The organism is Corynebacterium sp. UMB2355A, from assembly GCF_033877495.1.
Classification (GTDB): Bacteria; Actinomycetota; Actinomycetes; order Mycobacteriales; family Mycobacteriaceae; genus Corynebacterium; species Corynebacterium pseudogenitalium.
In genome coordinates, this window is record NZ_CP138855.1 from 24,479 (window position 1) to 47,983 (window position 23,505).

Annotated in this window: 22 protein-coding genes and 1 pseudogene; 14 read left to right on the forward strand and 9 right to left on the reverse strand. The window is 57.3% G+C overall.

The features are described from left to right. Positions 1-13: 13 nt before the first annotated feature. Positions 14-1,078: a D-alanine--D-alanine ligase family protein gene (locus tag R0V12_RS00140; protein ID WP_413774859.1), complete on the forward strand. Its 1,065-nt coding sequence runs from the start codon at positions 14-16 to the stop codon at positions 1,076-1,078. Here R0V12_RS00140 and R0V12_RS00145 read toward each other — a convergent pair. Further along, positions 1,075-2,046 carry a DUF3515 domain-containing protein gene (locus R0V12_RS00145; protein ID WP_284818000.1) on the reverse strand — a complete coding sequence of 324 codons (972 nt, stop codon included), beginning with the start codon at positions 2,044-2,046 and terminating at the stop codon, positions 1,075-1,077. The two genes, R0V12_RS00140 and R0V12_RS00145, sit on opposite strands and share 4 nt — an antisense overlap. A 31-nt stretch (positions 2,047-2,077) precedes the next feature. Here R0V12_RS00145 and R0V12_RS00150 point away from each other — a divergent pair, with 31 nt between their 5' ends. The 6 genes and pseudogenes from R0V12_RS00150 to coaD all read left to right on the forward strand — a co-directional run bounded on the left by R0V12_RS00150 (position 2,078) and on the right by coaD (position 8,477). Then, positions 2,078-3,043 (forward strand): thiamine-phosphate kinase, encoded by a 966-nt coding sequence (locus tag R0V12_RS00150; protein WP_320072644.1) that lies wholly within the window; start codon positions 2,078-2,080, stop codon positions 3,041-3,043. After that, positions 3,040-3,684 carry a uracil-DNA glycosylase gene (locus tag R0V12_RS00155; RefSeq protein WP_284818004.1) on the forward strand — a complete coding sequence of 215 codons (645 nt, stop codon included), beginning with the start codon at positions 3,040-3,042 and terminating at the stop codon, positions 3,682-3,684. Before R0V12_RS00150 ends, R0V12_RS00155 begins: the two co-directional genes overlap by 4 nt. An 11-nt stretch (positions 3,685-3,695) precedes the next feature. Next, positions 3,696-5,258: a DAK2 domain-containing protein gene (locus tag R0V12_RS00160; protein WP_070362554.1), complete on the forward strand. Its 1,563-nt coding sequence runs from the start codon at positions 3,696-3,698 to the stop codon at positions 5,256-5,258. A gap of 3 nt (positions 5,259-5,261) precedes the next feature. Beyond that, positions 5,262-7,364, forward strand: coding sequence for an ATP-dependent DNA helicase RecG (locus tag R0V12_RS00165; protein ID WP_070479141.1), 2,103 nt, complete (start codon positions 5,262-5,264; stop codon positions 7,362-7,364). Between the two features lie 16 nt (positions 7,365-7,380). Next, complete coding sequence (locus tag R0V12_RS00170) at positions 7,381-7,965, forward strand: RsmD family RNA methyltransferase (protein ID WP_070479139.1); 585 nt, start codon at positions 7,381-7,383, stop codon at positions 7,963-7,965. A 3-nt stretch (positions 7,966-7,968) separates the two neighbouring features. Beyond that, positions 7,969-8,477 (forward strand): annotated as a pseudogene (coaD, locus tag R0V12_RS00175) (pantetheine-phosphate adenylyltransferase). Positions 8,478-8,530: 53 nt separating this feature from the next. Here coaD and R0V12_RS00180 read toward each other — a convergent pair. From R0V12_RS00180 to R0V12_RS00205, 6 genes are all read right to left on the reverse strand, one after another. Beyond that, the gene (locus R0V12_RS00180; protein ID WP_070362550.1) at positions 8,531-9,322 is read right to left on the reverse strand and encodes an amino acid ABC transporter ATP-binding protein; all 792 of its coding nucleotides are present in this window, start codon (positions 9,320-9,322) and stop codon (positions 8,531-8,533) included. 2 nt (positions 9,323-9,324) lie between these two features. Then, the gene (locus R0V12_RS00185) at positions 9,325-10,266 is read right to left on the reverse strand and encodes an amino acid ABC transporter permease (protein WP_070362549.1); all 942 of its coding nucleotides are present in this window, start codon (positions 10,264-10,266) and stop codon (positions 9,325-9,327) included. A 6-nt stretch (positions 10,267-10,272) separates the two neighbouring features. Further along, positions 10,273-11,139 (reverse strand): ABC transporter substrate-binding protein, encoded by an 867-nt coding sequence (locus R0V12_RS00190; protein WP_071573944.1) that lies wholly within the window; start codon positions 11,137-11,139, stop codon positions 10,273-10,275. 84 nt (positions 11,140-11,223) lie between these two features. Then, entirely contained in the window at positions 11,224-11,778 is a 555-nt protein-coding gene (locus R0V12_RS00195) for a hypothetical protein (RefSeq protein WP_320072645.1), read from the reverse strand. A gap of 87 nt (positions 11,779-11,865) precedes the next feature. After that, on the reverse strand, positions 11,866-13,005 hold the full coding sequence (hypD, locus tag R0V12_RS00200; protein WP_070362547.1) for a hydrogenase formation protein HypD: 1,140 nt from the start codon (positions 13,003-13,005) through the stop codon (positions 11,866-11,868). A gap of 36 nt (positions 13,006-13,041) precedes the next feature. Continuing rightward, positions 13,042-13,311, reverse strand: coding sequence for a HypC/HybG/HupF family hydrogenase formation chaperone (locus R0V12_RS00205; protein ID WP_070362546.1), 270 nt, complete (start codon positions 13,309-13,311; stop codon positions 13,042-13,044). A 240-nt stretch (positions 13,312-13,551) separates the two neighbouring features. Here R0V12_RS00205 and hypE point away from each other — a divergent pair, with 240 nt between their 5' ends. Next, positions 13,552-14,646 carry a hydrogenase expression/formation protein HypE gene (gene hypE / locus R0V12_RS00210; protein ID WP_070479136.1) on the forward strand — a complete coding sequence of 365 codons (1,095 nt, stop codon included), beginning with the start codon at positions 13,552-13,554 and terminating at the stop codon, positions 14,644-14,646. 23 nt (positions 14,647-14,669) lie between these two features. On the opposite strand, the gene hypF is transcribed toward hypE, so the two are convergent. Continuing rightward, positions 14,670-16,967, reverse strand: coding sequence for a carbamoyltransferase HypF (gene hypF, locus R0V12_RS00215; RefSeq protein WP_320072646.1), 2,298 nt, complete (start codon positions 16,965-16,967; stop codon positions 14,670-14,672). 47 nt (positions 16,968-17,014) lie between these two features. On the opposite strand from hypF, the gene R0V12_RS00220 reads away from it, so the two are divergent. The 6 genes from R0V12_RS00220 to R0V12_RS00245 all read left to right on the forward strand — a co-directional run bounded on the left by R0V12_RS00220 (position 17,015) and on the right by R0V12_RS00245 (position 23,163). Continuing rightward, positions 17,015-17,359 carry a hydrogenase maturation nickel metallochaperone HypA gene (locus R0V12_RS00220; protein WP_070362543.1) on the forward strand — a complete coding sequence of 115 codons (345 nt, stop codon included), beginning with the start codon at positions 17,015-17,017 and terminating at the stop codon, positions 17,357-17,359. Positions 17,360-17,375: 16 nt separating this feature from the next. Beyond that, the gene (hypB, locus tag R0V12_RS00225; protein WP_070362542.1) at positions 17,376-18,194 is read left to right on the forward strand and encodes a hydrogenase nickel incorporation protein HypB; all 819 of its coding nucleotides are present in this window, start codon (positions 17,376-17,378) and stop codon (positions 18,192-18,194) included. Between the two features lie 167 nt (positions 18,195-18,361). Next, positions 18,362-19,603 carry a hydrogenase small subunit gene (locus tag R0V12_RS00230; RefSeq protein ID WP_083329509.1) on the forward strand — a complete coding sequence of 414 codons (1,242 nt, stop codon included), beginning with the start codon at positions 18,362-18,364 and terminating at the stop codon, positions 19,601-19,603. Positions 19,604-19,641: 38 nt separating this feature from the next. Then, positions 19,642-21,381, forward strand: coding sequence for a nickel-dependent hydrogenase large subunit (locus R0V12_RS00235; RefSeq protein ID WP_070479130.1), 1,740 nt, complete (start codon positions 19,642-19,644; stop codon positions 21,379-21,381). A gap of 117 nt (positions 21,382-21,498) precedes the next feature. Continuing rightward, positions 21,499-22,608 (forward strand): Ni/Fe-hydrogenase, b-type cytochrome subunit, encoded by a 1,110-nt coding sequence (gene cybH / locus R0V12_RS00240; protein ID WP_320072647.1) that lies wholly within the window; start codon positions 21,499-21,501, stop codon positions 22,606-22,608. A 3-nt stretch (positions 22,609-22,611) separates the two neighbouring features. Beyond that, on the forward strand, positions 22,612-23,163 hold the full coding sequence (locus R0V12_RS00245; protein ID WP_320072648.1) for a HyaD/HybD family hydrogenase maturation endopeptidase: 552 nt from the start codon (positions 22,612-22,614) through the stop codon (positions 23,161-23,163). Here the strand turns inward: R0V12_RS00245 and R0V12_RS00250 are convergent. Further along, positions 23,141-23,476, reverse strand: coding sequence for a hydrogenase maturation nickel metallochaperone HypA/HybF (locus tag R0V12_RS00250; RefSeq protein WP_320072649.1), 336 nt, complete (start codon positions 23,474-23,476; stop codon positions 23,141-23,143). The genes R0V12_RS00245 and R0V12_RS00250 overlap by 23 nt on opposite strands. Between the last annotated feature and the right edge of the window lie 29 nt (positions 23,477-23,505).

Genomic DNA, 23,505 nt, shown 5'->3' on the forward strand with positions numbered 1-23,505 from the left:
TAATGTGTCAGCTGTGATTCGTATTGCAGTAGTCTACGGTGGTCGTTCCACCGAGCATTCAATTTCTTGTATTTCTGCCGGCTCCATCATGGCCCACCTGGACCCCGAGGTGTACGAGGTGTTTCCGGTAGGTATTCGCCGGGATGGTACTTGGGTGCGCGGGGAAATCGACCCCGTTGGCGGAGAGGCGCTTCCCGAAGTTCGTGGTGGGGCAGAGATCGCGTTGAGCATCAACCCTTCGCGCCGCGGTGAGTTTACTGATGTCGCCACCGGCGAGACCGTCGCACAGGTCGACGTTGTTTTCCCGGTCCTGCACGGGCAGTTTGGTGAAGACGGCACTATCCAAGGTATGTTCGAACTTTCGGGCATCCCGTACGTGGGGCCAGGCGTCTTGGCGTCCGCGAGTGGCATGGACAAGGAGTACACGAAGAAGCTCGTGGCACTTGCCGGAATCACAGTGACTCCGGAAGTGATTCTCCGCGGAGGTGAACTGCTGCTCGATGAGGATAAGCAGCGCCTAGGCCTTCCAGTGTTCGTCAAGCCCGCTAACGGTGGATTGTCGATTGGTGTGTCCAAGGTGACCACGTGGGAAGACTTCGATGCCGCACTGCATCAAGCGTACGAGTGCGACTCGAAAGTGATCGTCGAATCGGAGCAGGTCGGCGACGAAGTCGAGGTTGGAGTTCTGGAGTTTCCCGATGGCCGCATTGAGGCTTCCGTGCCGGCCAAACTCAATGGAACTGATGCCTCCGCAGAAGGCTTCTACGGCTTCGAAACGAAGTACATGGAAGAGGGGGTTACAGCAACAATCCCAGCGCCTTACGACGCCTCTTTGATAGCTACCCTGCAGGACCAAGCAGTCCGTGCATTCAATGCACTGAACTGTAAGGGATTGGCACGCGTGGACTTCTTCGTCACCGACAAGGGTCCTGTGCTCAACGAGATCAACACCATGCCGGGGTTCACCGCAATTTCGATGTACCCACAGGTGTGGAACGCAAGCGGCATCGACTACCCGAAACTGCTCGACACTCTGGTCCGCACTGCGCTGCGGGCAGCCGACGGCGCAACGGACTAAGACTTGCGTTCGGGGACGTGCTTCTCGACGAGCTCGGTCAGCGTGGTGATGACCTCATTGCCCTCACCTGAGGGCACAAAGGCCGCAACGTTGACCTCTCGCCCGAGCGCGTACCACGTCGACGAGGTGGTACCAGTTGCAGTGATGGTGTCCTCAAACCAAGGGATCCCGTTAATCTGTTGCAAGGTCGCTCCGGCCTCGTAGTGCTCCGGGTCGTTCACACCACAACGCAGCACAATCGGTTCGTGGCCGAGCTGCGTCCAGACTGCAGTTTGCGGCGAAGCCACTTTGTTCTCAGGAAGCCGTTTATAGCCTTCGACGAGCGATTCAGGAAGCGCAGCAAGCAATCCGCCGCATGCGTTTGCTCCACTCCCGTCCGTTGAATGCGTCGCTGGCTGCAGCTCAGAGAGCGGCGCCGGGTTGCGAGGGAGATCGCGCTGCGGCAGCGCGCTCACGTTAATCTCGTCCACTGGCGTATCTGCCCTGCCGAGTCCTTCCTCGTCGGTAGTCACGGCGACTACCGGCCAACGGTCCGCGCTAAACCACGTGGCCATGCTTGATCCTGGGGTGGCGTCGTCAATTCTGATCCACTCTGCACCATTGTGGGAGGACACCGGGGTGTACTCGGTGTACTGCAGGGGCATTTCCACGCCGCAGCGCAGCGTGATGCGTCGAGTTGAAGAGGACTGCCACGCGGCAGCACCTTCCGGAGCCGGGGCGGCGAGCTCCGCACGCTTGTGCCCAAGCACCTTTTCAGGAAGGCTGTCCACGAGCGCAGCGCACTCGGGTGAATCAGCCTCGGGGGAAGGCAGCTCAGTCATCGCCACAGGCTGCAGTGCCACCTGCTGGAAAAAATACCGAGCACCCACAATGACGCCCAGAACAAGCGCCACTGCGAGGCCCAAACTGATGTAGACCGCTGTACGGTTAATCTGTGAATCATGCAACGCGCCAGTGGAATCTTTCATGGCGTACAAGTCTACTGAAAGGCGCACTTTGGTGAGTAACGTCGGCTTTCCCACGCACGGCCCGACGCTGCGGGAGGTAGGCGAGCAAGCAACGATTGACGCCATCGTTGGAGCCTCGCCGTCACCGCTCAATGGTGATGACGCAGCCGTCCTCGAGTCACACACACCGAATAGCCGTGCGGTCGTGGCAACGGACATGCTCGTCGAGGGACAGCACTTTCGCTTTTCGACGACCACCCCCGCGCTGCTGGGACGCAAAGCCATCGTGCAAAACTTCGCCGACATCGAGGCGATGGGTGCTCGCCCCGTTGCCGCGCTACTCGCGCTCTCGGCGCCTCCGGACACCCCGCTTGCCGTCGTGAGTGAACTTGCACGAGGGATCCATCTCGAATTGGAGCGATACTCGAGCGAACTCGTCGGCGGGGACATCACGAGTGGGAACCAACTGACGATCGCGATTACCGCGATTGGTTCGTTAGGAGGCAGTTTGCCGCCACTGCGCTTGAGCCAAGCGCGTCCGGGGCAGCGAGTGATAGCGCACGGGAAAATCGGCTATTCTGCTGCAGGCTTTGCACTACTGGAGTCCGGACGGGAAATCCCGGAACGGCTTGCGGATATCGTACATGCGCACCGCTGCCCGCAACTGACTCCCGGGCGCGGGGTTGTTGCACGAGCAGCAGGGGCTACAGCCATGACAGACAACTCCGACGGGCTACTGCACGATCTGGGCGTGATAGCCCGGGCCTCGAACGTGGGGATTAACATCTCGCGCGCCGCTGTAGCCCCAAGTGATCAGCTGCGAGAAGCCGGTGAGTTCCTAGGCGTCGACCCATGGGACTGGATACTCAACGGGGGAGAAGACCACACATTGCTGGGCACGATCGATGGGGACGCACCCGTGGGGTATCGTTCGATCGGTACGGTCACACGCAAAGTCGGCGTGGAAATCGACGGCGTCGCACACACCGCGCGCCATGAATGGGAGCCATTTTCATGAACTTACCCGTCCATCCTTCCTGGCAGGAACCGCTGGCGGAAGTAGAACCTGCCATCCACGCGATGGGAGACTTTCTCCGCGGTGAACCCGCGTACCTGCCTGCCGGAAAAGACATTCTCCGTGCGTTTTCGACTCCATTTGAAGATGTCCGTGTGCTCATCTTGGGCCAAGATCCGTACCCGACGCCCGGCCACCCCATGGGTCTCTCATTCTCGACGCAGCCAGGCGTGAAACCGCCCCGATCGTTGGTAAACATCTACCAGGAGCTCAACGATGACCTCGGTATCCCCCCACGAGCCGACGGGGACTTGACCTCCTGGCAGCGAAACGGAGTCATGCTGCTCAACAGAGTACTCACAGTCCGGCCTGGCGCGCCGGCGTCACACCGCGGGAAGGGCTGGGAAGCGGTGACCGCACACGCAATCGCAAAGCTCGCTCAGCGTAATACTCCGTTGGTTGCGATCCTGTGGGGCAGAGACGCACAAGCTGCGAAACAGTTCCTCGGGAGTACGCCAACGATTGAGTCCCCACATCCCTCGCCGCTGTCGGCGCGCCGGGGATTTTTTGGGTCGCGGCCATTCAGTCGGGCAAATCAGGCGCTCATTGCACAGGGTGCTTCACCTGTCGACTGGGCACTGTAGACTGTCTGACCATGGAAACAGCAACTGCACTCGATGGACCACGGCTCCTGTCCTGGGCTCGTCGGGCAGCGGCAGAACTCGAACGTCGCCGACACGAGATCAACCAGCTCAATGTGTTTCCCGTCCCGGACGCGGACACTGGTTCCAACATGGCGCAGACGATGGCGGCGGCTGTCGAAGAGGCGTCGAAAAGATCTGATGCTCAGTCGATGCAGGAAGTAGCCGAAGCGCTTGCTGTTGGCGCCATTCGCGGCGCGCGTGGCAACTCGGGTGTTGTGCTGTCCCAGGTCATCAGAGGCGTCGCGCAAACCGCCGATGAAGATACTCGAAGCGGGCAGTTCATCGCGAACGCGCTTGCCCAAGCAGTGCAGTTTGTTGACCGCGCAATTGCCGAGCCGGTAGAGGGCACCGTGATCACGGTGCTGCGGGCGGCGTCGACTGCGGCATCGCAAGCGCTGCAGGATTCAGGGGGAGAAGCACCCGCGTTGAGCATCGCACAGGCTGCCGCCGACGCTGCGGAAACTGCACTTGCACGTACCCCGTCACAGCTGGAAGCGTTACGGGAAGCGGGCGTCGTCGACGCAGGAGGCACCGGCCTCGTTATCCTCCTGGAATCACTTGTATACGAACTCGACGGCCAACCCTACGAGGTAGCGCAGCCTGCCACACACGGAACCTCTCACGTGATCTCACACGCAAGTGGCAAGGCAAACCTGGAAGTCATGTTCTTCTTCGAAGGCGACATGGATGTCCTTGAGGGCGAACTGAGCACCATGGGCGACTGTCTTGTGATCGCTCGCAATAACGAGCACAGCGGCAAAGTCCACATTCACTCCACCGAGGCCGGCGCAGTGATTGAGCGCGCGTTCGCCCGCGGTACCGTGACACAACTGCATCTCGAAGTGCTCCCGGACGAACCTGTCACGCAAACTCCCACAAGACTGGTTGTCGCAGTGACGCCTCCCGGATCACTTACTGATCTCTACGCGCAGGCAGGTGCGGTAACAGTCGCGCCGGGCGAGAATATTGTCGCGGACATCCTCGCCGCCGTCCACAAAACCGAAGCTCGCGAAGTTATTTTGCTGCCGAACGGACTGCTTGATCAGCGAAGCCTCGCCGCAGTGGAGAAAGCAACCCACGCCTTCGAACAAAGCATCACCCTGCTTCCTACCGTGCGGCTTGTTTCCGGTATCGCGGCGCTCGCCGTTCATGACCCAGCCCAACCACTCGCGACGGCAGCTTTCACCATGTCGGAGGCCGCCGGAGAAATGCGAACCGCTGTCCTCCAGCGCGCCCCTAAAGCCGGGCTCGTGCAAGGAGGGGCAGTCTCGAAGGGCGACATCATCGCCATGGCACACGGCGAAACACTCCTGATCGCTGACGACGCGATAGCCGCCGTCGAAAAGACCTGCAAGCGCCTCCTCGAGCCCGGTGGGGAACAAGTCACCGTACTCTTCGATACCGCATCACTGCGCGCCGAAGACCTCGCGGCACTCGACGACAAACTCGACGTCGACGTCATCGTTTTCCCCGCAGACGGGCTCGGTGCCGTCGCCGAGATCGGAGTCGAATAGGAAGTGCTAGGAAACATCGACCCCAGGCCGCTCAACCTCGTCATCCCCCTGAAACAAGCCAAGGCAATCACCAAACACCTTGGATACAGCACCTGCGGCGAGCTCCTCGAGCACTACCCACGCCGATACCTCCACTACGGCACCGCGACCGACCTTGCCACCATCAATGAAGGCGATACACTCAGCATCGTCGGCGAAATCACCGCTACCCAACGCATCCCCAACAGAAAACACCCCAACCGACCCATCTACCGAACCCACGTCTACGACGGCACCAACACCTTCACCGCAACATTCTTCGGCTCCAACTACGCCATGCGAGTGCTCAAAGAACACACCCGCGTCATGATGACCGGCAAAATCAGCACGTACCGCAACGAAATCCAGTTCCAACACCCAGACTTCGTACTACTCGACGGCCCCACCCAAGCCACCGGAGCACTACGACAACTCCAACACTTCGGCGACCTCGAAGCAATCCTCTCCGGACGCGAATGGCTCCCAATCTACCCGGCAACAAAACAGGTCAGCACCTGGACCATCATGGGAGCCGTCCACACCATCCTGCAAAGCCTCCCCACAGTCCCCGAACCCCTCGGCGCAAGCCCTGACGGATACATCGCCCGCGACAGCGCCATCCGCACCATTCACCAACCTGACACCGAAGGACCCGAACCCGCCCGCCGACGCCTCAAATACGACGAAGCCATGACCGTCGCACTCGCCATGAGCGTGCGACGCACCGACGCAAACAACCACAACGCTCCAGCCCTTCCCAAACAACCAAACGGCGAACAATCCCGACTCATTACACAACTCCCATTCCCACTCACTGGCGGGCAACAACGCGTCATCCAGGAAATCTCCACCGACCTGACTCACGCCCACCCAATGAGCCGCCTCCTCCAAGGAGAGGTCGGCTCCGGCAAAACTATCGTCGCACTGATCGGCATGCTCCAAGCGGTTGATAACGGCGCTCAAGCAGCCCTGCTCGCACCTACCGAGGTGCTCGCGCAGCAACACGCACGATCGCTTACAGAGACACTCATGCGCGCCGGGCTGCACACGACCGTGGTGCCACTCACAGGCTCCATGCCGACGGCACTGAAGCAAGATGCCCTCCTCAAGATTGTCTCGGGTGAGGCGGACATAGTCGTGGGCACCCACGCGCTGATTCAAGACAGCGTGGAGTTCTTTAACCTTGGCTTCGTCATTGTCGACGAGCAGCATCGTTTTGGCGTGGAGCAGCGCGACCGACTTCGCGCTAAGTCGGGGGCGCAGACTCCGCACTTACTCGTCATGACAGCGACGCCGATCCCGCGCACAATCGCAATGACCGTCTTTGGTGATCTCGAGGTCTCGGTGCTCAACGAGCTGCCAGGCGGAAGGAAGCCTATTCAGTCCTCAGTTGTTCCGGAGTTCAAGCCGACGTGGATTGCACGTGCGTGGGAGAAGATGCGAGAAGATGTCGCGGCTGGCCACCAGGTCTACATTGTGTGCCCGCGTATTGACGGCGAGGGTGGTGTCCTTGAGACTGCCGAGTGGTTGCGCGCTACCGAGTTCCCAAGCCTGCAAGTAGCCGTACTGCACGGCAAGATGCGTGCTGAGGAAAAAGACGCTGTGATGTCCGATTTTGCAGCGGGTGGCATTGACATCTTGGTAGCTACGACCGTCATCGAAGTTGGCGTAGACGTGCCGAACGCGACTGTCATGATGGTACGGGAATCAGAAAGCTTTGGCGTTTCACAGCTGCACCAGCTGCGAGGCCGAGTCGGGCGAGGCGGCAATCAATCTCTGTGTCTTTTCCATACACAGGCAGAAGAAGGCAGTGATGCCTTTCAGCGGGTCTGGGAGGTTGCTCAGACGAGCGATGGCTTTGCTCTTGCCGATCTAGACTTGCGCCACCGCCGTGAGGGTGACGTGCTCGGAACAGAGCAGTCAGGTATCCGTCGCACGTTTAAATTGATCGACTTGATTGAGGACTACGAGATCGTTACCAGTGCGTACCGCGATGCGGCCCGCTTTGTCGAAGAAGACCTTGAGAAGGCACGGGCGCTCAGTGCACACCTCCAAGATGAGGACTTTGTGTACCTAGAAAAGAGCTAAAGCTAGAGTGAGTACCATGAATCGCATCATTTCTGGTGAAGCCCGTGGGCGCAAGATTAAAGTTCCACCGGAGGGGACACGGCCAACGTCGGACCGCGCGCGAGAGGGCCTCTTTTCCTCTCTGCAGGTCCGCTTTGGGTTCCCTGGGCAGCACGTCCTTGACCTCTTTGCGGGATCCGGCGCACTAGGGCTGGAGGCAGCCTCGCGTGGCGCTGAGGAAGTGGTGCTTGTGGAAGACGACCCGAAAGCGGTCGCGGTGATTGAGCACAATGCGGGCGTTGTCGGGCACCCGAACACCCGTGTCGAGTCCGTGAAAGTCTCCACGTATGTGGCGCGTGCTCCCAAGCAGCACTTTTCAATGGTGCTCGCCGATCCACCCTATGACCTTGCCGATGAAGCCGTGGCCGAAATGGTCACTGCGTTGCAGGAGCTACTCGTCGACGGCGCCGTGGTCGTCATCGAACGTCACCGCGAAAGCCCCGAGACCGCATGGCCGCCCGCGTTTACCCCTACGGGACAGAAACTCAAGAAGCGCTTGTACGGGATCGCACGGTTCGATATGGCAGTGTATACAGCCCCCTCAGACGCTCAGGAGGAGTGAGTTATGGCCCAATCGTTAGCTTCGGCTCGTAACGTTGCGGTGTGCCCCGGGTCGTTCGACCCCTTCACGAACGGGCACCTGGATATCGTAGACCGTGCTCGACGCCACTTCGACGAAGTAGTCGTTCTGGTAACTGGGAACCCAACCAAGAAAACTGGAATGTTTACAGTGGCGGAACGAGTCGCCTTGATCCAGTCCGCCGTCGCCGACATGCCGGAAGTGAAAGTAGACAGCTGGGGTGGGTTGTTGGTCGACTACACCAGCGCACACGGCATTACTGCCCTGGTGAAAGGCTTGCGATCGTCACTTGACTATGAGTATGAGCTGCCAATGGCGCAGATGAACCGCCGACTCACCGGTGTTGAGACGTTCTTCTTGCTCACTGACGAGAAGTACGGCTACATTTCGTCCTCGCTATGCAAGGAAGTCGCCCGCTTCGGAGGCGATATGGGGGACTGGTACCTCCGGCGGTCATGCAGGCGATGAACGAACGCCTGCGCGAAGCAAAGTAAAAACCCGGAAGATCAGCCAAGCAGATCTACCGGGCTCCGATTGCGCGCTCAAGCTAGAAAATCGTCGAAAGGAAGGCCTTCGTGCGTTCCTTTTGAGGGTTGTCGAGCACCTGTTCAGGGGTGCCGTACTCGACGATCTGACCGTCGGACATGAAAGCCACGTGATCTGCGACCTCGCGCGCGAATGCCATCTCGTGTGTGACCACCAACATCGTCATGCCATCCTGCGCAAGTTGCTTCATCACCCGCAGCACTTCACCGACAAGCTCCGGGTCAAGTGCGGACGTGGGCTCGTCGAAAAGCATGAGCTTTGGATCCATCGCGACCGAACGAGCGATAGCGACTCGCTGCTGCTGACCACCTGAAAGCTGGATCGGGTAGGCGTCCGCCTTCGATTCGAGACCGACCATGCGCAGAAGCTCCATCGCACGGACCTTTGCCTTCTCCGGTGACTCGCCCTTGACATGGACCGGAGCTTCAATGATGTTGTCGAGCACGGTGCGGTGCCCGAACAAGTTAAAGCTCTGAAAGACCATCCCGATGTCCCGGCGCTGGACTGCGGCATCCTTCTCGCTCATCTCATAGAGCGTGCCGTTCTTTTCGCGGTACCCGATCAGATCACCATCAACGTACAGGCGACCAGCAGTGACCTTCTCAAGATGGTTAACGCAGCGAAGGAATGTGGACTTGCCGGAGCCGGAAGGACCGATCAAACAGGTAACAGAACCCGGAGCTACTTCGAGGTTGATGCCCTTGAGTACTTCCAAGCTGCCGAAGGACTTCCATACGTCAACCGCTTGGATCATTGGCGTTTGGGCGGGGGAAGAAGATGTAGGAGAAGCCATGGTTACCGTTGGTTCCTTTCTGGAGCTTCAATGATCTCGACGTTGTTTGGAATTGTGCCTTCGGCGTCGGCCAAGCTAGCGAGCTGCCGAGCAGTGAGCTGGCGGGTTGCGCCCCGGTCGAAGTAGCGCTCCAGGTAGTGCTGCGCGACCATCAGCAAGGAGGTGATTACCAAGTACCACGTTGCTGCCACAAGCAGCAACGGAACCGGCTGGAACAGCGCTGCAGCGATATCCATCGAGCGGCCGTACAGCTCCAGGGAGTAAGGAACCGCAACAACCAACGAAGACGTCTTCAGCAAGGAGATAAATTCATTTCCTGTCGGCGGGATGATAATGCGCATCGCTTGGGGAAGAACTGTCCTAGTCATGGTCTGGGACCAGCTCATGCCTAGCGACTTCGAGGCTTCAATCTGTCCTTCTGGAACAGCGGAGACACCCGAGCGGACAATTTCCGCCATGTAGGCGGCCTCATTGAGGCCAAGGCCAACGACGGCGAGAGCAAATGCGGAAGAGGTGAACGGATCGAGGGAGATTTGCGTAAACCCGAGATTGATGGAGTCGTAGATCGCGCCGATCAGGCCCCAGAACATCAACTGAACGTACACGGGGGTACCGCGGAAAATCCAGAGGAAAACCCAGCTTACGGTGCGAAAAACTGGGTTGGGACTCATTCGCATCACGGCAAGGAGCACACCGCCGACCACGCCAATAAGCATCGCGAGGACCGTAATCGCAATGGTGTGTAGAGCAGCTACCGCGATTCGAGTATCGAAGAGGTACTGCGCGTATGTGTCCCACCCATACGCTTCATTCTTGGCTGCGCCAATAATAAACCAGACAACGAGGACGCCGAGCAGGACCGCGAGCGCCCACCGTCCTGGGTGCCGTAACGGTTTCGCTTCAATTCTGGCAGGCCGACTTTGGCTAGTAGATGGTGTGGTCATGGTCTGTTACTTCCATTCTGTAAGGGGCTGTTCGTTAATAAGCGCGGTATCGAGCAGGCCAGTTCGTACGTTCCACTGCGCCAAAATGCGCTCGTAATCGCCAGTGTCGATGAGATGCTGCATTGCGTGGGCAAGCGCAGTGCTCAGACCTGAGTCTTTTGGCACCGCGATTCCGTATGGTGCTGCGTCGAACATGTCACCCACGAGCTCGAGCTTCCCGTCGGAGCGTTCGACCGCCCAAGACGTGACAGGGGAGTCAGCACTAAAGGCATCTGCACGGCCAACCAGTGCCGCGAGCGCCGCGTTGTCAGAGGTGTCGAACGACAGGATGGTGATGGGTGGTTTTCCTGCTTCAATACAAGCATCATTCTTCGGACGCACGTCATCGGTCTCGGAAACGGTTGTGCGCTGAACCGCAACTGTGAGACCACAAGCATCCTCTGGGTTCACATGCGTACCGGTGAGTTGAGCCCACTGGATTCCTGCGAAGAGGAAATTAACGAACTCAAAGCTTTTGCGGCGCTCTTCGTTATCAGTAAATCCAGACATGCCAGCGTCAAGGCTGCCTGCCTGAACCGCAGGTAGGATCATAGAAAAATCCATCTCCTGTGGATCGAATTCGAGACCCATGATTGAGGCAAGCGCGCGCCCGAGGTCAAGCTCCAGCCCGATCAAATTACCTTGTGAGTCTTTGAACTCGAAGGGGGCGAATGGTGGGTTGGCGCCAATTGAGAATTTGCCGTCTTTCGAGACATTCTCGGGGACCATCGCCGCAATCTCAGGAACGGTAGCAGGCTCAATAGGCTCCCACCCATCTGGGTTGCCACCTTCCACGTTGGTTACGCAGCCACTGAGAAGACCAACGCCCATCATCAACGTGAACGCGCTGAGGACCCTCGTCGCCTTGCCAAAGCGTTTGTTTTGGTTCATTGTTTTCGACCTTGTTTGGGATTGTTTCTAGCGTGGGGTTGGAAGCGATCGCAGCCCACGCATGATGAGCTCTACCGTTTGTCCAACCAGAAACACACTCAACATTGCGAGAAGCACTGGTGCTGTCGCTTGGCTTGAGCCCTGAGAACTTTGAGCAAAATTACCAGTGAACAATCCACGGACCATATTCGAAGATCCCTGTACCTCAGCTTTAGTCCATTCGAGCGGGTTTGCGGTGCTTGGTATCGACGACCCCTTCGCCCATCCCTGAACAAAGTCCTTGCCCTCGCCCTCTGGCATGTCATCAGTCCATTTGAGGAACAGTTCAGAACTGGAGATTTTCTGCACGGGGTTCTTTTCGGGCGGAATGTAGAGAGGGTCGTTCTCTGGGTCTTGATCCAGGGAGCTCTTCTTTTCGCCCTCGGACGCGCTAGAAGCTTCACCGGCGTCTTTATCAGAGTCTATCGAACTTGTAGCAGGTGCTTCGGGGGCTGGGATTTCCGCAAGTGCGGAAGGGCTGACCACCGAAGCCGTTGCAATGAGAGAAGCCGCGGTGACCGCGGCCGTGATACGTTTGCGCATGAGTGAATAATACCCACTCGGACAGTTTTGCGCTAACAAATCGAAAGATTTTACCCCCAGGCAGTTATGACCTGGGGGTTTACTAATCTAAGAGAGGGAAGAAGTGGTGATTTTATCTATTCTTCCGAAGTTGTAATATGCGGCACAGGCTCCTTCTGGGGAAACCATGCAGGTACCAATCGGGGTGTCCGGCGTACAGGCGGTACCGAAGACCTTGCACTGCCACGGCTTGATGTGGCCGGTCAGGACAGACCCGCACTCACATGCCGCGGGGTCTTCGACTCGGTTGCCGGGCACATCGAAAATGCGCTCCGCATCCCACTTGGCGAACTCTTCAGAGATGGCCATTCCGGAATGGGGAAGGGTTCCAAGGCCACGCCACTCGAACTCGTCCCGTATATCGAAGACCCTATCCAAGAGTGCTTGCGCTGAAGGGTTGCCCTCTGGGCGCACGACGCGGGCGTACTGGTTTTGGACGCGTGCTTTGCCCGCGGCAATGTCGCCCGACGTAAACTGCTCCAGCAACTGGGCAACGCCCTGAAGAATATCCAGAGGTTCGAAGCCGCAAACGGAGACTGGCCGGTTAAATTCTTCAGCCAGGAAATCGAAAGCCTTTGTGCCGACCACAGTTGCTACGTGGCCGGGTCCGATAAAGCCGTCAACCTCCGTGACGCCCCCGTTGGCGATTGCACGCAGTGGTGGCTCGATGGTCACATGGTTAGAAAAGACTGAGAAGTTTGGGATATCGCGTTGCTTGGCGGCGGTTAGCGTTACAGCGGTGGATGGCGTCGTCGTCTCAAAGCCAATTGCGAAGAAGATAACGTGCTTATCCGGGTTCTCCTCCGCGATCTTGAGAGAGTCCAGTGGAGAGTAGACAAAGCGAACGTCGCAACCACGTGCACGAGCCTGCAACAGTGACTCCTCGGAGCCTGGAACACGCATCATGTCGCCGAACGTGGTCAAGATAACGTCAGGCTGGTTTGCAAGCCAGAGTGCGTCATCGACCCTGCCCATCGGAATGACGCAGACTGGGCAACCAGGTCCGTGAACGAGGTCGATGGAGTCTGGGAGAAGGTTTTCCAGGCCGTAGCGGTAGATCGTATGGGTATGCCCACCGCAGATTTCCATGAGCTTAATCGGGCGGTCGAGTTGCTTCGCCTGTTCCTCAATGGTTGCAATCAGTTGGCGAGCTGCGGCTGGGTCACGAAACTCATCGACGAATTTCATGTGGGGTCCTTTCTTAGGAACGTAGGGGGCGGTGGCTTAGTCGATTCTTGAGGTTGTAAACGAATCGAGCTCGTCCTCAAACGTATTTGCACCGAGTTGTTGAATCTGTTGCAGGGTTGTCGCGGCCTCATCCTCGTCAATTTTTGACAGCGCAAATCCTACGTGTACCAGCACCCATTCGCCGACCTCGAGTCCTTCTTCAACAAGAAGATCAGTGGAGATTGCACGGGTTACTCCCGAGATGCTGACTGTTGCGCGGGTGGGATCCTTAATTTCGACAACCTGCGCTGGTACTCCCAGACACATAAAGCAGAGCCTTCCATCGATTGCATTATTTTCACACTTTTTCGTGCTTATTCCGTTTTACATTATTGCCCATGATTTGTGCATTTCTAAAAGTACCCAGCAAGCTAACTATGCGCGTCACCCACAACCTTCAAGCCCCGAAAACCCAAAACACGGTACCGGCGGTAGAATTCACACACGGAACTATTCGTAGCAATTCCACACGGTGGCTAGTTGCGAAAATAAGAAAAGGAAAGTGCTGTGCAGCCTAAAAACCGCCTCAATGTTGATGAGTCCAAGGTCAATGACAACATTGCTCGAGTGCGTCGTCGTGGCGGACGCTTGAAGGATGAATATGTCACGCTCGCACACGGGGCGGGCGGAAAGGCGAGCGCGACACTGCTAGAGCAGGTATTTTTCGACGAGTACGGCAACGATCTGCTCTCACAGGGGGAAGACTCGACGCTGTTGGACCTCGATTTGAACGGCGGGACGCTGGCGTTTACAACCGACAGCTATGTGGTGAACCCGATAGAGTTCCCGGGTGGATCCATCGCGGATCTCGCGGTAAACGGTACCGTCAACGATCTTGCCGTGGGTGGTGCGGAGCCGAAGTATATTTCGGTGGGTTTCATTCTGGAAGAAGGGCTTGAAGTAGAGACGCTTCGCCGGATCGCGCAGAATCTCCGCACCGCAGCGGAACGCGCCGGAGTACAGATTGCGACAGGCGACACAAAAGTAGTTCCGAAGGGTGCTGGGGACAAGATTTATATCAATACAGCAGGCATCGGCGTAGTACCTGCTGGACGGGAACTCGGTTTTGCAAAGGTCAAGCCTGGTGACCGGATTATCGTTTCTGGCCCGATCGCAGACCACGGTATGGCGGTCATGATGGCCCGCGGAGACCTCGCAATCGAAGCACCGATCGAGTCCGACTCGCGCGAGGTCGCAAGTTTGGTGCGGGCGATGCTCGCCGATGCCCCCGAGACTCGTTGGATGCGTGACGCCACACGTGGTGGTCTAGCGACAGTCATGAACGAACTTGCAGAATCAACTGGCTACGGCGTTGCACTGCACGACGAGAAGATCCCTGTGCAGCCGATGACGCGCGCCGCTTGCGACATGCTGGGCATTGATCCGCTCTACGTCGCGAACGAAGGAACGTTTACGGCGGTGGTGCCGGAAGACCAGACCGACCAAGCACTCGCGGCGCTGCATGCAGCAGGCGCTGAAGGGGCGGCGGTGGTTGGAAAGATCGTCGAGGAACCAGCTGCAGCGGTGGTGTTGGTCACCGGCTTTGGTGGTACCCGTATGGTCGACAAACTGGTTGGCGATCCGTTGCCACGAATCTGTTAAGTTCCTGAGGCTGCATGGGTTCGCTACCGCGACCAGAGCCTTCCTGCGGCCGCCTGGCCGAGGCTGAGCCCGCCATCAGTGGCGGGCACTTTTTTATGCGTTAACACCGTCGATGATGGGCGTTGGTGCCGGAATACTTGCAAGATGTCGGTCATCAAAATGCGGTTGACGGCGCAGCCCCCCGTGATGCCAATGACCTCGGTAGCTTCTTCTTGGGCGGCGTCAATAAGCGAGCGAGCAACGAGTGTCGCTATGCCTGCGTGTGCAATCCGGGCAATGTCTTCGAAGAGGCGTGTCCCATCTTGAGTCGCGCTGATCACCCATTGTGCAAGATGCGGGAACGATCGAATGTCTTCGATTGCGTCAAGCGCTTCTGCCGACGAAAGGCGAGACTTGCCTGCGAGAGCCTCAAGCTCCATCGCTGCTTGCGCTTCGTAGCTCACCGATTGTTGGACCTGAAGTATCGATGCGAACGCGTCGAAGAGCCGTCCCATCGAAGTTGTTGCAGTGGTGCCGAACCCGCTGCTGAGCTGAGAGTCGACTAATCGCAACTCGTCTAGATCAACTTCAGGAGGCACGCTGAGGCCTTCGAGCTTCCAGCTATATGCGAGACCGCGCGCAATCCGCCACGGATTTCGCACCGCTTTGTCGCCACCGACGAGGGAAAATGGTGGTAGGTGCCAGAGCCTCTCGGCGTTGCCATCGTCGGTTACATGAAGTATTTCGCCACCCCAAATGGTGCCGTCCGTTCCGTAGCCGGTGCCGTCGAGAGCTGCGACGACGGCGGGCGTCGATAGTCGCTGATGCTCAGCCAACAGTGACAGTGCATGTGCGTGGTGATGCTGGACCTCAATGAGCTCGACGTCACGCTGGTCAGCGTAACGCTGCGCCCACATCGAAGTTTGGTAACCAGGGTGCATGTCGCACACAACAACGTCGGGTTGTGCGCCTTGTATTGAGCAGAGCTGTTTTACCATTTTCTCGAAGTGCCGCTGAGCATCCCATGACCCCATATCGCCTACATGCGAGGAGACGTGTGCATACCGCCCAACGGCCAGAGTCGCCGTGTTCTTGAGTTCGCCCCCTACCGCTAGGACAGTGGGCTTTCGCTCAGTGTCGAGCAGCATTGGAATCGGCGCCAGTCCGCGAGACCTCCGAACAAGCGTCGTATCGACGTAGACCGAGTCTTCCACGGGCACATAAATCTCACGATCGTGGAGCACAAACATGTCCGCGAGGTGCGTAAGTTTCCGAAGTGCCTCTTCATTAGTGACGCATAAAGGCTCGCCGCTGAGATTGCCCGAGGTAGCTACCACAGGTCGGTCAACCAACAGATGGTGCAGTGGTGAATACGGAAGCATGAGGCCTACTTCCCTCAAACCAGGCGCAATACCTTCGCAGAGTGCTCCTTCGTGAAGCGGAACAGACACGATCGGATGTGACGGCGATACCAAAAGATCCTCCGCTTCTTTACTGAGTGTTGCAATGGATTTGGCGGCGTCGAGATTTGGCACCATCACCGCGAGAGGCTTGTCGGGTCGGCGCTTGCGCTCCCTCAGCTTTTCGACGGCCTCTTCGTTTTCCGCCGCGCACATCAGGTGAAAGCCACCAATCCCTTTGACCGCGACGACCGCACCAGATTCCCAGGCGTTTTGAACCTTGAGCACGAGCTCGTCGAATTTGCCGGGGTCCAATGCAAGCGCATCCGTTCGCGTTTCGGCGAGGACGGCACCGTTGGCATCCGTACACCACAAAGTAGGGCCGCAATGTGGGCAGCTTATTGGTTGCGCGTGAAACCGCCGGTCGTCTGGGTTCGTGTATTCTTCCTCGCATTGTGTGCACATAGGGAATTCACGCATGGTGGTAGTCGCGCGGTCGTAGGGGAGCGAAGTAATGATGGAAAGACGTGGTCCGCAGTGCGTGCAAGTGGTGAATGGGTAGTGGTAGCGCCGATTGTCTTGGTCATCAATATCGGCTAGGCAGGCTTCACACGTTGTCATGTCAGGGGAGATGAGTGTCTTTTCTCCCTCGACATGTTCTGACTCGACAATCCGAAACCCCGTTTCGCCGTATACGAGTGGGAGTGAAGACGTTTGGCTATCCAAAATGTGAGCGAGAGGCGGGAGCTCGTCGATAAGCGTCTTCTGCGCATTGTGGAGTGCTGTTGCGTCGCCCTGAAACTCGATAAAGACTCCGCGCTCGTTGTTGCCGACAAGTCCAGTAAGGCCGAAGCGTTGTGCGATTCGCGCGACGTGCGGACGCATTCCCACCCCCTGGACAATGCCTTCGAGAAAGACGCGGACTCTGCTCTGTGCTCCCATGCTGCATACTCTACAAACTTCTTGAATAATCGCCTAGGCTAGGTGCTGTGCATGAAGTTGCATTAAGTCATCAGTTAGCGTCAGCAGTTCAGCGCGCAGCGCGCGGACGAACAGTGCTGTCGGTGCACCTCCGAATCGGTGCGCTGCGACAAGTCGTGCCGGAATCACTCGAGTATGCCTGGGGGTTCGTCACAAAGGGGAGCCCCATGGAAAAGTCGGAGCTGCGGATCGACTGGGTTCCAGCCGAGATCGAGTGCAGCAACGGGCATCGAAGAATACTCGACCCCAATGAGTATCTCGACGTCCGATGCCAGGAATGCAACGCTCCCACGAGTGTGATTACGGGCGAGGAATTCGCTGTCGTAGACATTGATGTGACATCTGACCGTTAAGAAGGAGAAAAGAAGCATGGGACGTTTCCACCGCCACGACGACGGGACTGTTCACAGCCACGATCATTCGCATGATCACACGCACCACCACGAACACGATCACCTCCACGTGGGAGTAGATGCGGAGCACTCTGAGCACGGAGACCACACTGGGTATGACACTGGACGTGAACGCATCGCGGTGCTTGAGGATATTTTCACGGAAAACGATGTAAAAGCGGCCGCAAACCGTTCCGCGTTTGAAGAGCACGGCGTGGTTTGCATCAACGTGATGAGCTCCCCGGGAGCAGGAAAGACGACGCTGCTGCGTAAAACCTTGGAAGCGCTCGCGGACAAAATCCGTTTCGGGATTGTAGAAGGTGACATCGAAACTGCGTTAGACGCAGAGCGCTTGGAAAACCTCGGCGCACAGGTAAGTCTGCTCAATACCGGGAACGGGTTTGGGGGCGAGTGCCACCTCGATGCTCCGATGGTTGCGCATGCTTTAAAGGGGCTCAACCTCGATGATGTCGATATGGTGCTGATTGAAAATGTTGGCAACCTAGTGTGTCCGGCTGAATTTGAAGTTGGAGAGCATCATAAGGTAATGGTTGCCTCAGTTACCGAGGGGGAGGATAAGCCGCTGAAGTACCCGGTCATGTTCCGGAGTGTCGAAGTGGTCGTCGTAAACAAGGTTGACCTGCTGCCTTACCTGAATTTCGATCTCGATCTGTTCAAGGAAAATCTTGAGAAGGTGAATCCTGGAGTGAAGGTAATCCTTACCTCAGCTACAACGGGGGAAGGATTAGACGAGTGGAATGAGTGGCTTATGTCCCAATCGGGGGTAGATTTCTAGCCCTGCCGACTTCACGACACCGGAATTACTTTCATGTCTTGATACCCTGGCCCTATAGATGCGTTAAGCATGCAGCTTGACCGCTGATGGAATCTGTACACGTTCATTTGAGGGGTATGGGCCGGAGTATGTGCCGGCACATGGCTCTCGCATGAGAGGGAAAATCGATGCTTCTACAAGACACTTGGCAGAGTGGAACGCTTTGGGAAAACCTGTCGAAGAAGGGGGTGAAGCGTCGAGACTTCCTTAAAATGTGCAGCTCTATGGCTGCAGTGTTTGCAGTGGGTGCGCCGCTTGCCTCACGCGCCAACGCTGAAGAGACTGAGGTAATTGCCGAGGCACTCGGTGATGTAAAGAAGCCAATGGTTGCTTGGCTTCAGCTACAGGAGTGCACCGGCTGTATGGAGTCGGTGCTTCGTTCCGGTTCCTCCACAGTTGAGGACCTCGTCTTGAACCAGCTGTCGATGAACTACAACGAGCTCGTGATGGCTGCATCAGGGCACGCAGCCGAGCAGGCACTGGAAGAGATGAACAAGGAACCGCACATTCTGGTGGTCAACGGCTCTGTTCCAACTGGTGCAGGTGGCGCATACTGCCAGATCGGCGGCAAGAGCGCCGAGCAAGTTCTCCGCGAAGCCGCAGAGAACGCAACCGTAATCCTTTCCGTAGGTGCATGTGCAGTGTATGGCTCAGTACAGGCTGCTCGTCCAAACCCGACCGGGGCAGTGGGTGTTGACGAAATTATCAAGGATAAGCCAGTCATCAACGTGGCTGGTTGCCCGCCTATCGGTGAAGTTATCACCGCAACAATCACCTACCTGCTGACCCACGGTGAGCCACCAAAGGTGGATGCAGAGGGTCGTCCACTCTTTGCGTACGATCAGCGCATTCACGATTCCTGTCCGAAGCGTCCACACTTCGATGCGGGCCAGTTCGTGCGCACGTTTGATGACGAAGGCGCTCGTAATGGCTGGTGCCTCTATGAAGTTGGTTGCAAGGGCCCATCGACCTTCTCGCCATGCCCGATCATCCAATGGAACCTCAAGTCCGGCTGGCCGATCGGCGCTGGTCACCCGTGCATCGGTTGTACGGAAAAGGACTTCTTTGACCGGTTTACTCCGTTCTACGAGGAACTGCCGAATGTTCGTGCATTCGGTCAAGAAGCTTCCGCTGGCAAGATTGGCCTCGGCCTCATTGGTGTCGCCGCCGCTGGTACCGCAGTCCATGGCGCACTCAGCGTAGTCAAGGAGGTTGGCATCCGTCGCAAGAGTGGCGAAGTTCAGCCTCTTGCGGCCTTTGGCGAAGAAGACGGTCCCGAGGATATCTCGGCACTTATGGCAGAGGGTGATCAGGCGTTCGCGACCACCACCGATACTGATGGACACCACCGACCCAACCCATCCGCGTAAGCGGCGTTCACGACGATTGAAAGGAAAAGCAACTAAAAATGGCTGAAAGAGTTGTTGTAGACCCGTTGACGCGTATCGAGGGTCACCTCCGCATGGAGATGGAAGTCGAAGACGGCACCATCACCAACGCTTGGAGCGAGACCACGATGTTCCGCGGCATTGAGAAGATTGTAGAAGGTCGAGATCCACGCGACGTCTGGGCGTTTGTTGGCCGTATCTGTGGCGTTTGCACTGGTGTCCACTCCCTGGCAAGTGTTGTTGCCGTCGAAGACGCGATTGGAAGCCACATCCCAAAGCAAGCGCAGCTTATTCGTGACCTCGTCCTGACAAGCCAGGAAATTCACGACCATGTTGTGCACTTCTACCACCTGCACGCCCTTGACTGGGTGAACGTTGTCTCCGCAGCAAAGGCTGACCCAGAGAAGGCAGTCGAGTTTGCGAAATCGATAGGTTCGAACTGGAAGCTCAACTCCGTCGACAAGTTCCAGCAGGTGAAAGACACCTTGAACTCGGTTCTTGATTCCGGTCAGCTTTCTATCTTCACCGGTGGATACTGGGACCACGAGGACTACCGTCTGCCACCAGAAGCAAACTTGATGGCGGTTTCGCACTACCTCGATGCGTTGCAGTTCCAGCGCTCGATTATCCGCATCAATACGGTGTTTGGCGGTAAGAATCCGCACCCGAACTTCCTCGTCGGGGGTATGGCCTGCACGATCGACCAGGATAAGTCAGAGACGGTCAACCAGGTTTCGATTGACCAAATCAAGAACTGGGTCGCAGAGATCCATGAGTTCATCAACGGTGTGTACCTGCCTGACGCAATGGCGATTATGGGCGTGTACAAGGATTACTTTGATATTGGTGCGGCTGCCCCGAACTTCCTCGCGGTTGGTATGGCTGGCGCAACAGTTCGTGGTGATCACATGGAGCGAACCATGGGGTACACGCACACGGACATCACTCCGGGTGTACTGCTCAACGGTGACTACTCCAAGGTCCATGAGCTCAATCCGGACCTGTTCAAGGAATACGTTTCCTCGGCATGGTTCGCACAGGATGACAAGAACGAAGGCAAACACCCATTTGAGGGCGACACTATCGCCGATTACACCGGTCCTAAATTGCCGTATAAATGGCTCGGCGATAACGAGGAGTACACCTGGTCTAAGGCGCCGCGTTACGACGGCCACGTCGTTCAGGTTGGCCCAGTTGCCCGTATCCTGCTCGCATATGCTCAGAACGAGCCAAGCACGAAGCGCCTCGTTGATGATGCGCTGAAGAAGCTCGGCATTAAGCTCGAACAGCTGAATTCGACCGGTGGCCGTACGCTGGCTCGTGCTCTGGAAGCTGTAACGACTTCTGAGGCCATGACCAATGTGTTGCTGCCCGAGTTCATCGAAGGATTGCGCAAGCGTGACTACGACGTCTTCGACTCCAGCAAGTGGGAACCTTCTTCCTGGCCGAAGGAATCAGAAGGCTTCTGCATGATGGAAGTCGCCCGTGGCTCTCTCAGCCACTGGACCAAGATCAAGGATGGTAAGACGGAGCGCTACCAGGCCGTCGTGCCGACCACCTGGCTGGCCGGTGGTCGTGATCCTGAGGGCAAGATGGGCCCATACGAGGAATCTCTGGCGAATGGCAAGCACCCGCTGGCCAACCCAGAGGAACCGCTAGAGGTACTTCGCACCATCCACTCGTTTGATCCATGCATGTCCTGTGCTGTGCACCTGCTGGACACGGAAGGCAATGAACTTGTGAAGGTGATCACGCAATGAGCACCCAGCTAAACCGTGCTTCTTCGAGCTCGGGTGGCGTGCCTGAGACTCGCAAGATCGCTCCAGATAAAAATCTGGTGTTGAGCGTCACAGAATCACGGCCGATAGACGATATTGGTGCGGAAACACTGTTGCGCCTGGCATCGTCGCAGCCGGAACTCGCCAGATCCTGTTGATCAGGCGCTGCTGCGTGCTGTTGACCCCGACTACGTCTACGGCACCGTGGAGAGCTTCAGCCCCGCGACGCCAAGCCGAAAGTACTCGCTTTCGGTCGTGCGTGACGCAAAGTTGCTCGGCGAGCGCCAGGACGTAGCGGTCATGCGTGGAGACCTTGCATCGGTAGTTCAAGCATCTGCATGGGATAAGCATGAGATGAAGACGATGATGCAGAACGTCGACACAGTTTCGAAGTTCGGCAATCGATGCATGGGCGTCGCCGTTGCACCTGTAGATGGCGACAAGACCGGTGAATTTGTACTCAAAGGCTATATTGCATTCGGCATCGGCGACCATGTCCGTCCGCGTCCTGTATCCAAGGGCGGCTACACCCGCATCGAGATGTGGCCGGTTGCACTGCGTTGGCAGCACTGGATCAACATGATTTTGATCATCATGATGACGATCACTGGTTACTACATCATGGATCCATTCTTCGGTCCTTCGAATGCTCACGATGCCGGAATGCTCATGGGCTGGAACCGTCTCATCCACTTCATTGCAGCCTTCGCGTGGATCGCACTGTCTATCTGGCGCCTAGCCATTATGGTGTTCGCTCAAACACGACAGATGAAGTGGCGGGCACTGTGGCCAGTGCGAAGCCAAGATGATCTGAAGTTGATGTGGGAGCAGACGAAATACTACCTGCTCCTTACGAACGAACCGCCACCACGTGTTGGCCACAATGGTCTCCAGCAGACGGCGTACACGGGCATTTACGCCATGTGCATGGTGCAGATTTACTCTGGTCTTGCGCTTTTCGGTTTGCCAAAGCAGGATAGCTGGTTCTGGCGGCTCATGGCTGCACCTGTGGAATGGATCGGCATCCCATACTTCCGTTTGGTGCATGCATTGATCATGTTCATTATTTGGGCTTTCGTCATTCTGCACGTCTACCTTGTGTTCCGTGCCGATGCGACGGAGCGCCACGGTGGCCTGTCTGCAATGATCAACGGCGGTGTTTGGTTGCCGAAGGGCACGAAGCCGGTTGACGGCCCTGAGGTTGAGTAGAGTATGACGGTCACGAGGAAGCTTCGTCCCGCGCCAGATGTCCCGGTGCCATCGCCTGAGCTGGTGACGCTTGATGGCGTCACTATCAACGTCATTGGCATTGGAAACGAGATCATGGCGGATGACGCAGTTGGGCTGGCCATCCTCCGCGAGCTTGAGGCGGACCCGATCCAGGGCGTGAACTTCATCTATGGAGGAACGTCTGGCATGGAGATCCTACCCATGGTGCAGGACGCCGACTACCTGCTGGTGCTCGATGGGCTCAAACAGGGCCAGCCAGGTGATGTGGCTGTGCTCGTCGGTGATCAAATTCCGCGCCTATTGCAACAGCAGCTATCGCCTCACCAGGTGGGACTGCTGGACCTGTTGAGCGCCGCGCGCCTCACAGGTCAAGAACCCGACAACGTGGCGGTTGTGGGTATCACGGCGCGCGACGTCGAATTCCGTACATCGCTGAGTGAGGAGATCAGTGCTGCAATTCCAGAAGCAGTGCAGCGGGCCCGGCAGCTGCTAAAGGAGTGGACAGCCGAAGCTACTCAACATCAATCCAAGTAATTTGGAACTCGTCACCCCCACGCAGATCTGCAGTGGGGGTGTCACATTTAGGGCATCGCAGCGCGAAGTATTCGTCAATCTCGACGGTATCTTCACATTGAGGGCACCAGACTGCCGCGGGGATAATGTCCAAGTCGAGCCGGGCGTGAGCACAGGTGGTATCGACGCGTGCAAGGTCCCATGCTTGGCGAAGCGCATACACATCAACTCCGGAGCGCGTGCCTACTTTCATGCCGACCGCCAGGACGTTTCGGCCGGGCACTGACTCATTGACCGCATCGATTACCCCGCGAAGTAGACTCAATTCATGCATACCCCCATTATGTTCAATTGGGGTAGGCA

What these genes read in the sequence shown, in the direction of transcription:
- R0V12_RS00155 (WP_284818004.1), top strand. Translation starts at nt 3,040, where the DNA reads ATGAACTTACCCGTCCATCCTTCCTGGCAGGAACCGCTGGCGGAAGTA.
- R0V12_RS00170 (WP_070479139.1), top strand. Translation starts at nt 7,381, where the DNA reads ATGAATCGCATCATTTCTGGTGAAGCCCGTGGGCGCAAGATTAAAGTT.
- R0V12_RS00235 (WP_070479130.1), top strand. Translation starts at nt 19,642, where the DNA reads ATGGCTGAAAGAGTTGTTGTAGACCCGTTGACGCGTATCGAGGGTCAC.
- hypD (WP_070362547.1), bottom strand. Translation starts at nt 13,005, where the DNA reads ATGAAATTCGTCGATGAGTTTCGTGACCCAGCCGCAGCTCGCCAACTG.
- R0V12_RS00195 (WP_320072645.1), bottom strand. Translation starts at nt 11,778, where the DNA reads ATGCGCAAACGTATCACGGCCGCGGTCACCGCGGCTTCTCTCATTGCA.
- R0V12_RS00250 (WP_320072649.1), bottom strand. Translation starts at nt 23,476, where the DNA reads ATGCATGAATTGAGTCTACTTCGCGGGGTAATCGATGCGGTCAATGAG.
- hypB (WP_070362542.1), top strand. Translation starts at nt 17,376, where the DNA reads ATGGGACGTTTCCACCGCCACGACGACGGGACTGTTCACAGCCACGAT.
- R0V12_RS00190 (WP_071573944.1), bottom strand. Translation starts at nt 11,139, where the DNA reads ATGATGGGCGTTGGTCTTCTCAGTGGCTGCGTAACCAACGTGGAAGGT.
- hypF (WP_320072646.1), bottom strand. Translation starts at nt 16,967, where the DNA reads ATGGGAGCACAGAGCAGAGTCCGCGTCTTTCTCGAAGGCATTGTCCAG.
- R0V12_RS00145 (WP_284818000.1), bottom strand. Translation starts at nt 2,046, where the DNA reads ATGAAAGATTCCACTGGCGCGTTGCATGATTCACAGATTAACCGTACA.
- R0V12_RS00245 (WP_320072648.1), top strand. Translation starts at nt 22,612, where the DNA reads ATGACGGTCACGAGGAAGCTTCGTCCCGCGCCAGATGTCCCGGTGCCA.
- R0V12_RS00180 (WP_070362550.1), bottom strand. Translation starts at nt 9,322, where the DNA reads ATGGCTTCTCCTACATCTTCTTCCCCCGCCCAAACGCCAATGATCCAA.
- R0V12_RS00230 (WP_083329509.1), top strand. Translation starts at nt 18,362, where the DNA reads ATGCTTCTACAAGACACTTGGCAGAGTGGAACGCTTTGGGAAAACCTG.
- R0V12_RS00160 (WP_070362554.1), top strand. Translation starts at nt 3,696, where the DNA reads ATGGAAACAGCAACTGCACTCGATGGACCACGGCTCCTGTCCTGGGCT.
- R0V12_RS00185 (WP_070362549.1), bottom strand. Translation starts at nt 10,266, where the DNA reads ATGACCACACCATCTACTAGCCAAAGTCGGCCTGCCAGAATTGAAGCG.
- R0V12_RS00205 (WP_070362546.1), bottom strand. Translation starts at nt 13,311, where the DNA reads ATGTGTCTGGGAGTACCAGCGCAGGTTGTCGAAATTAAGGATCCCACC.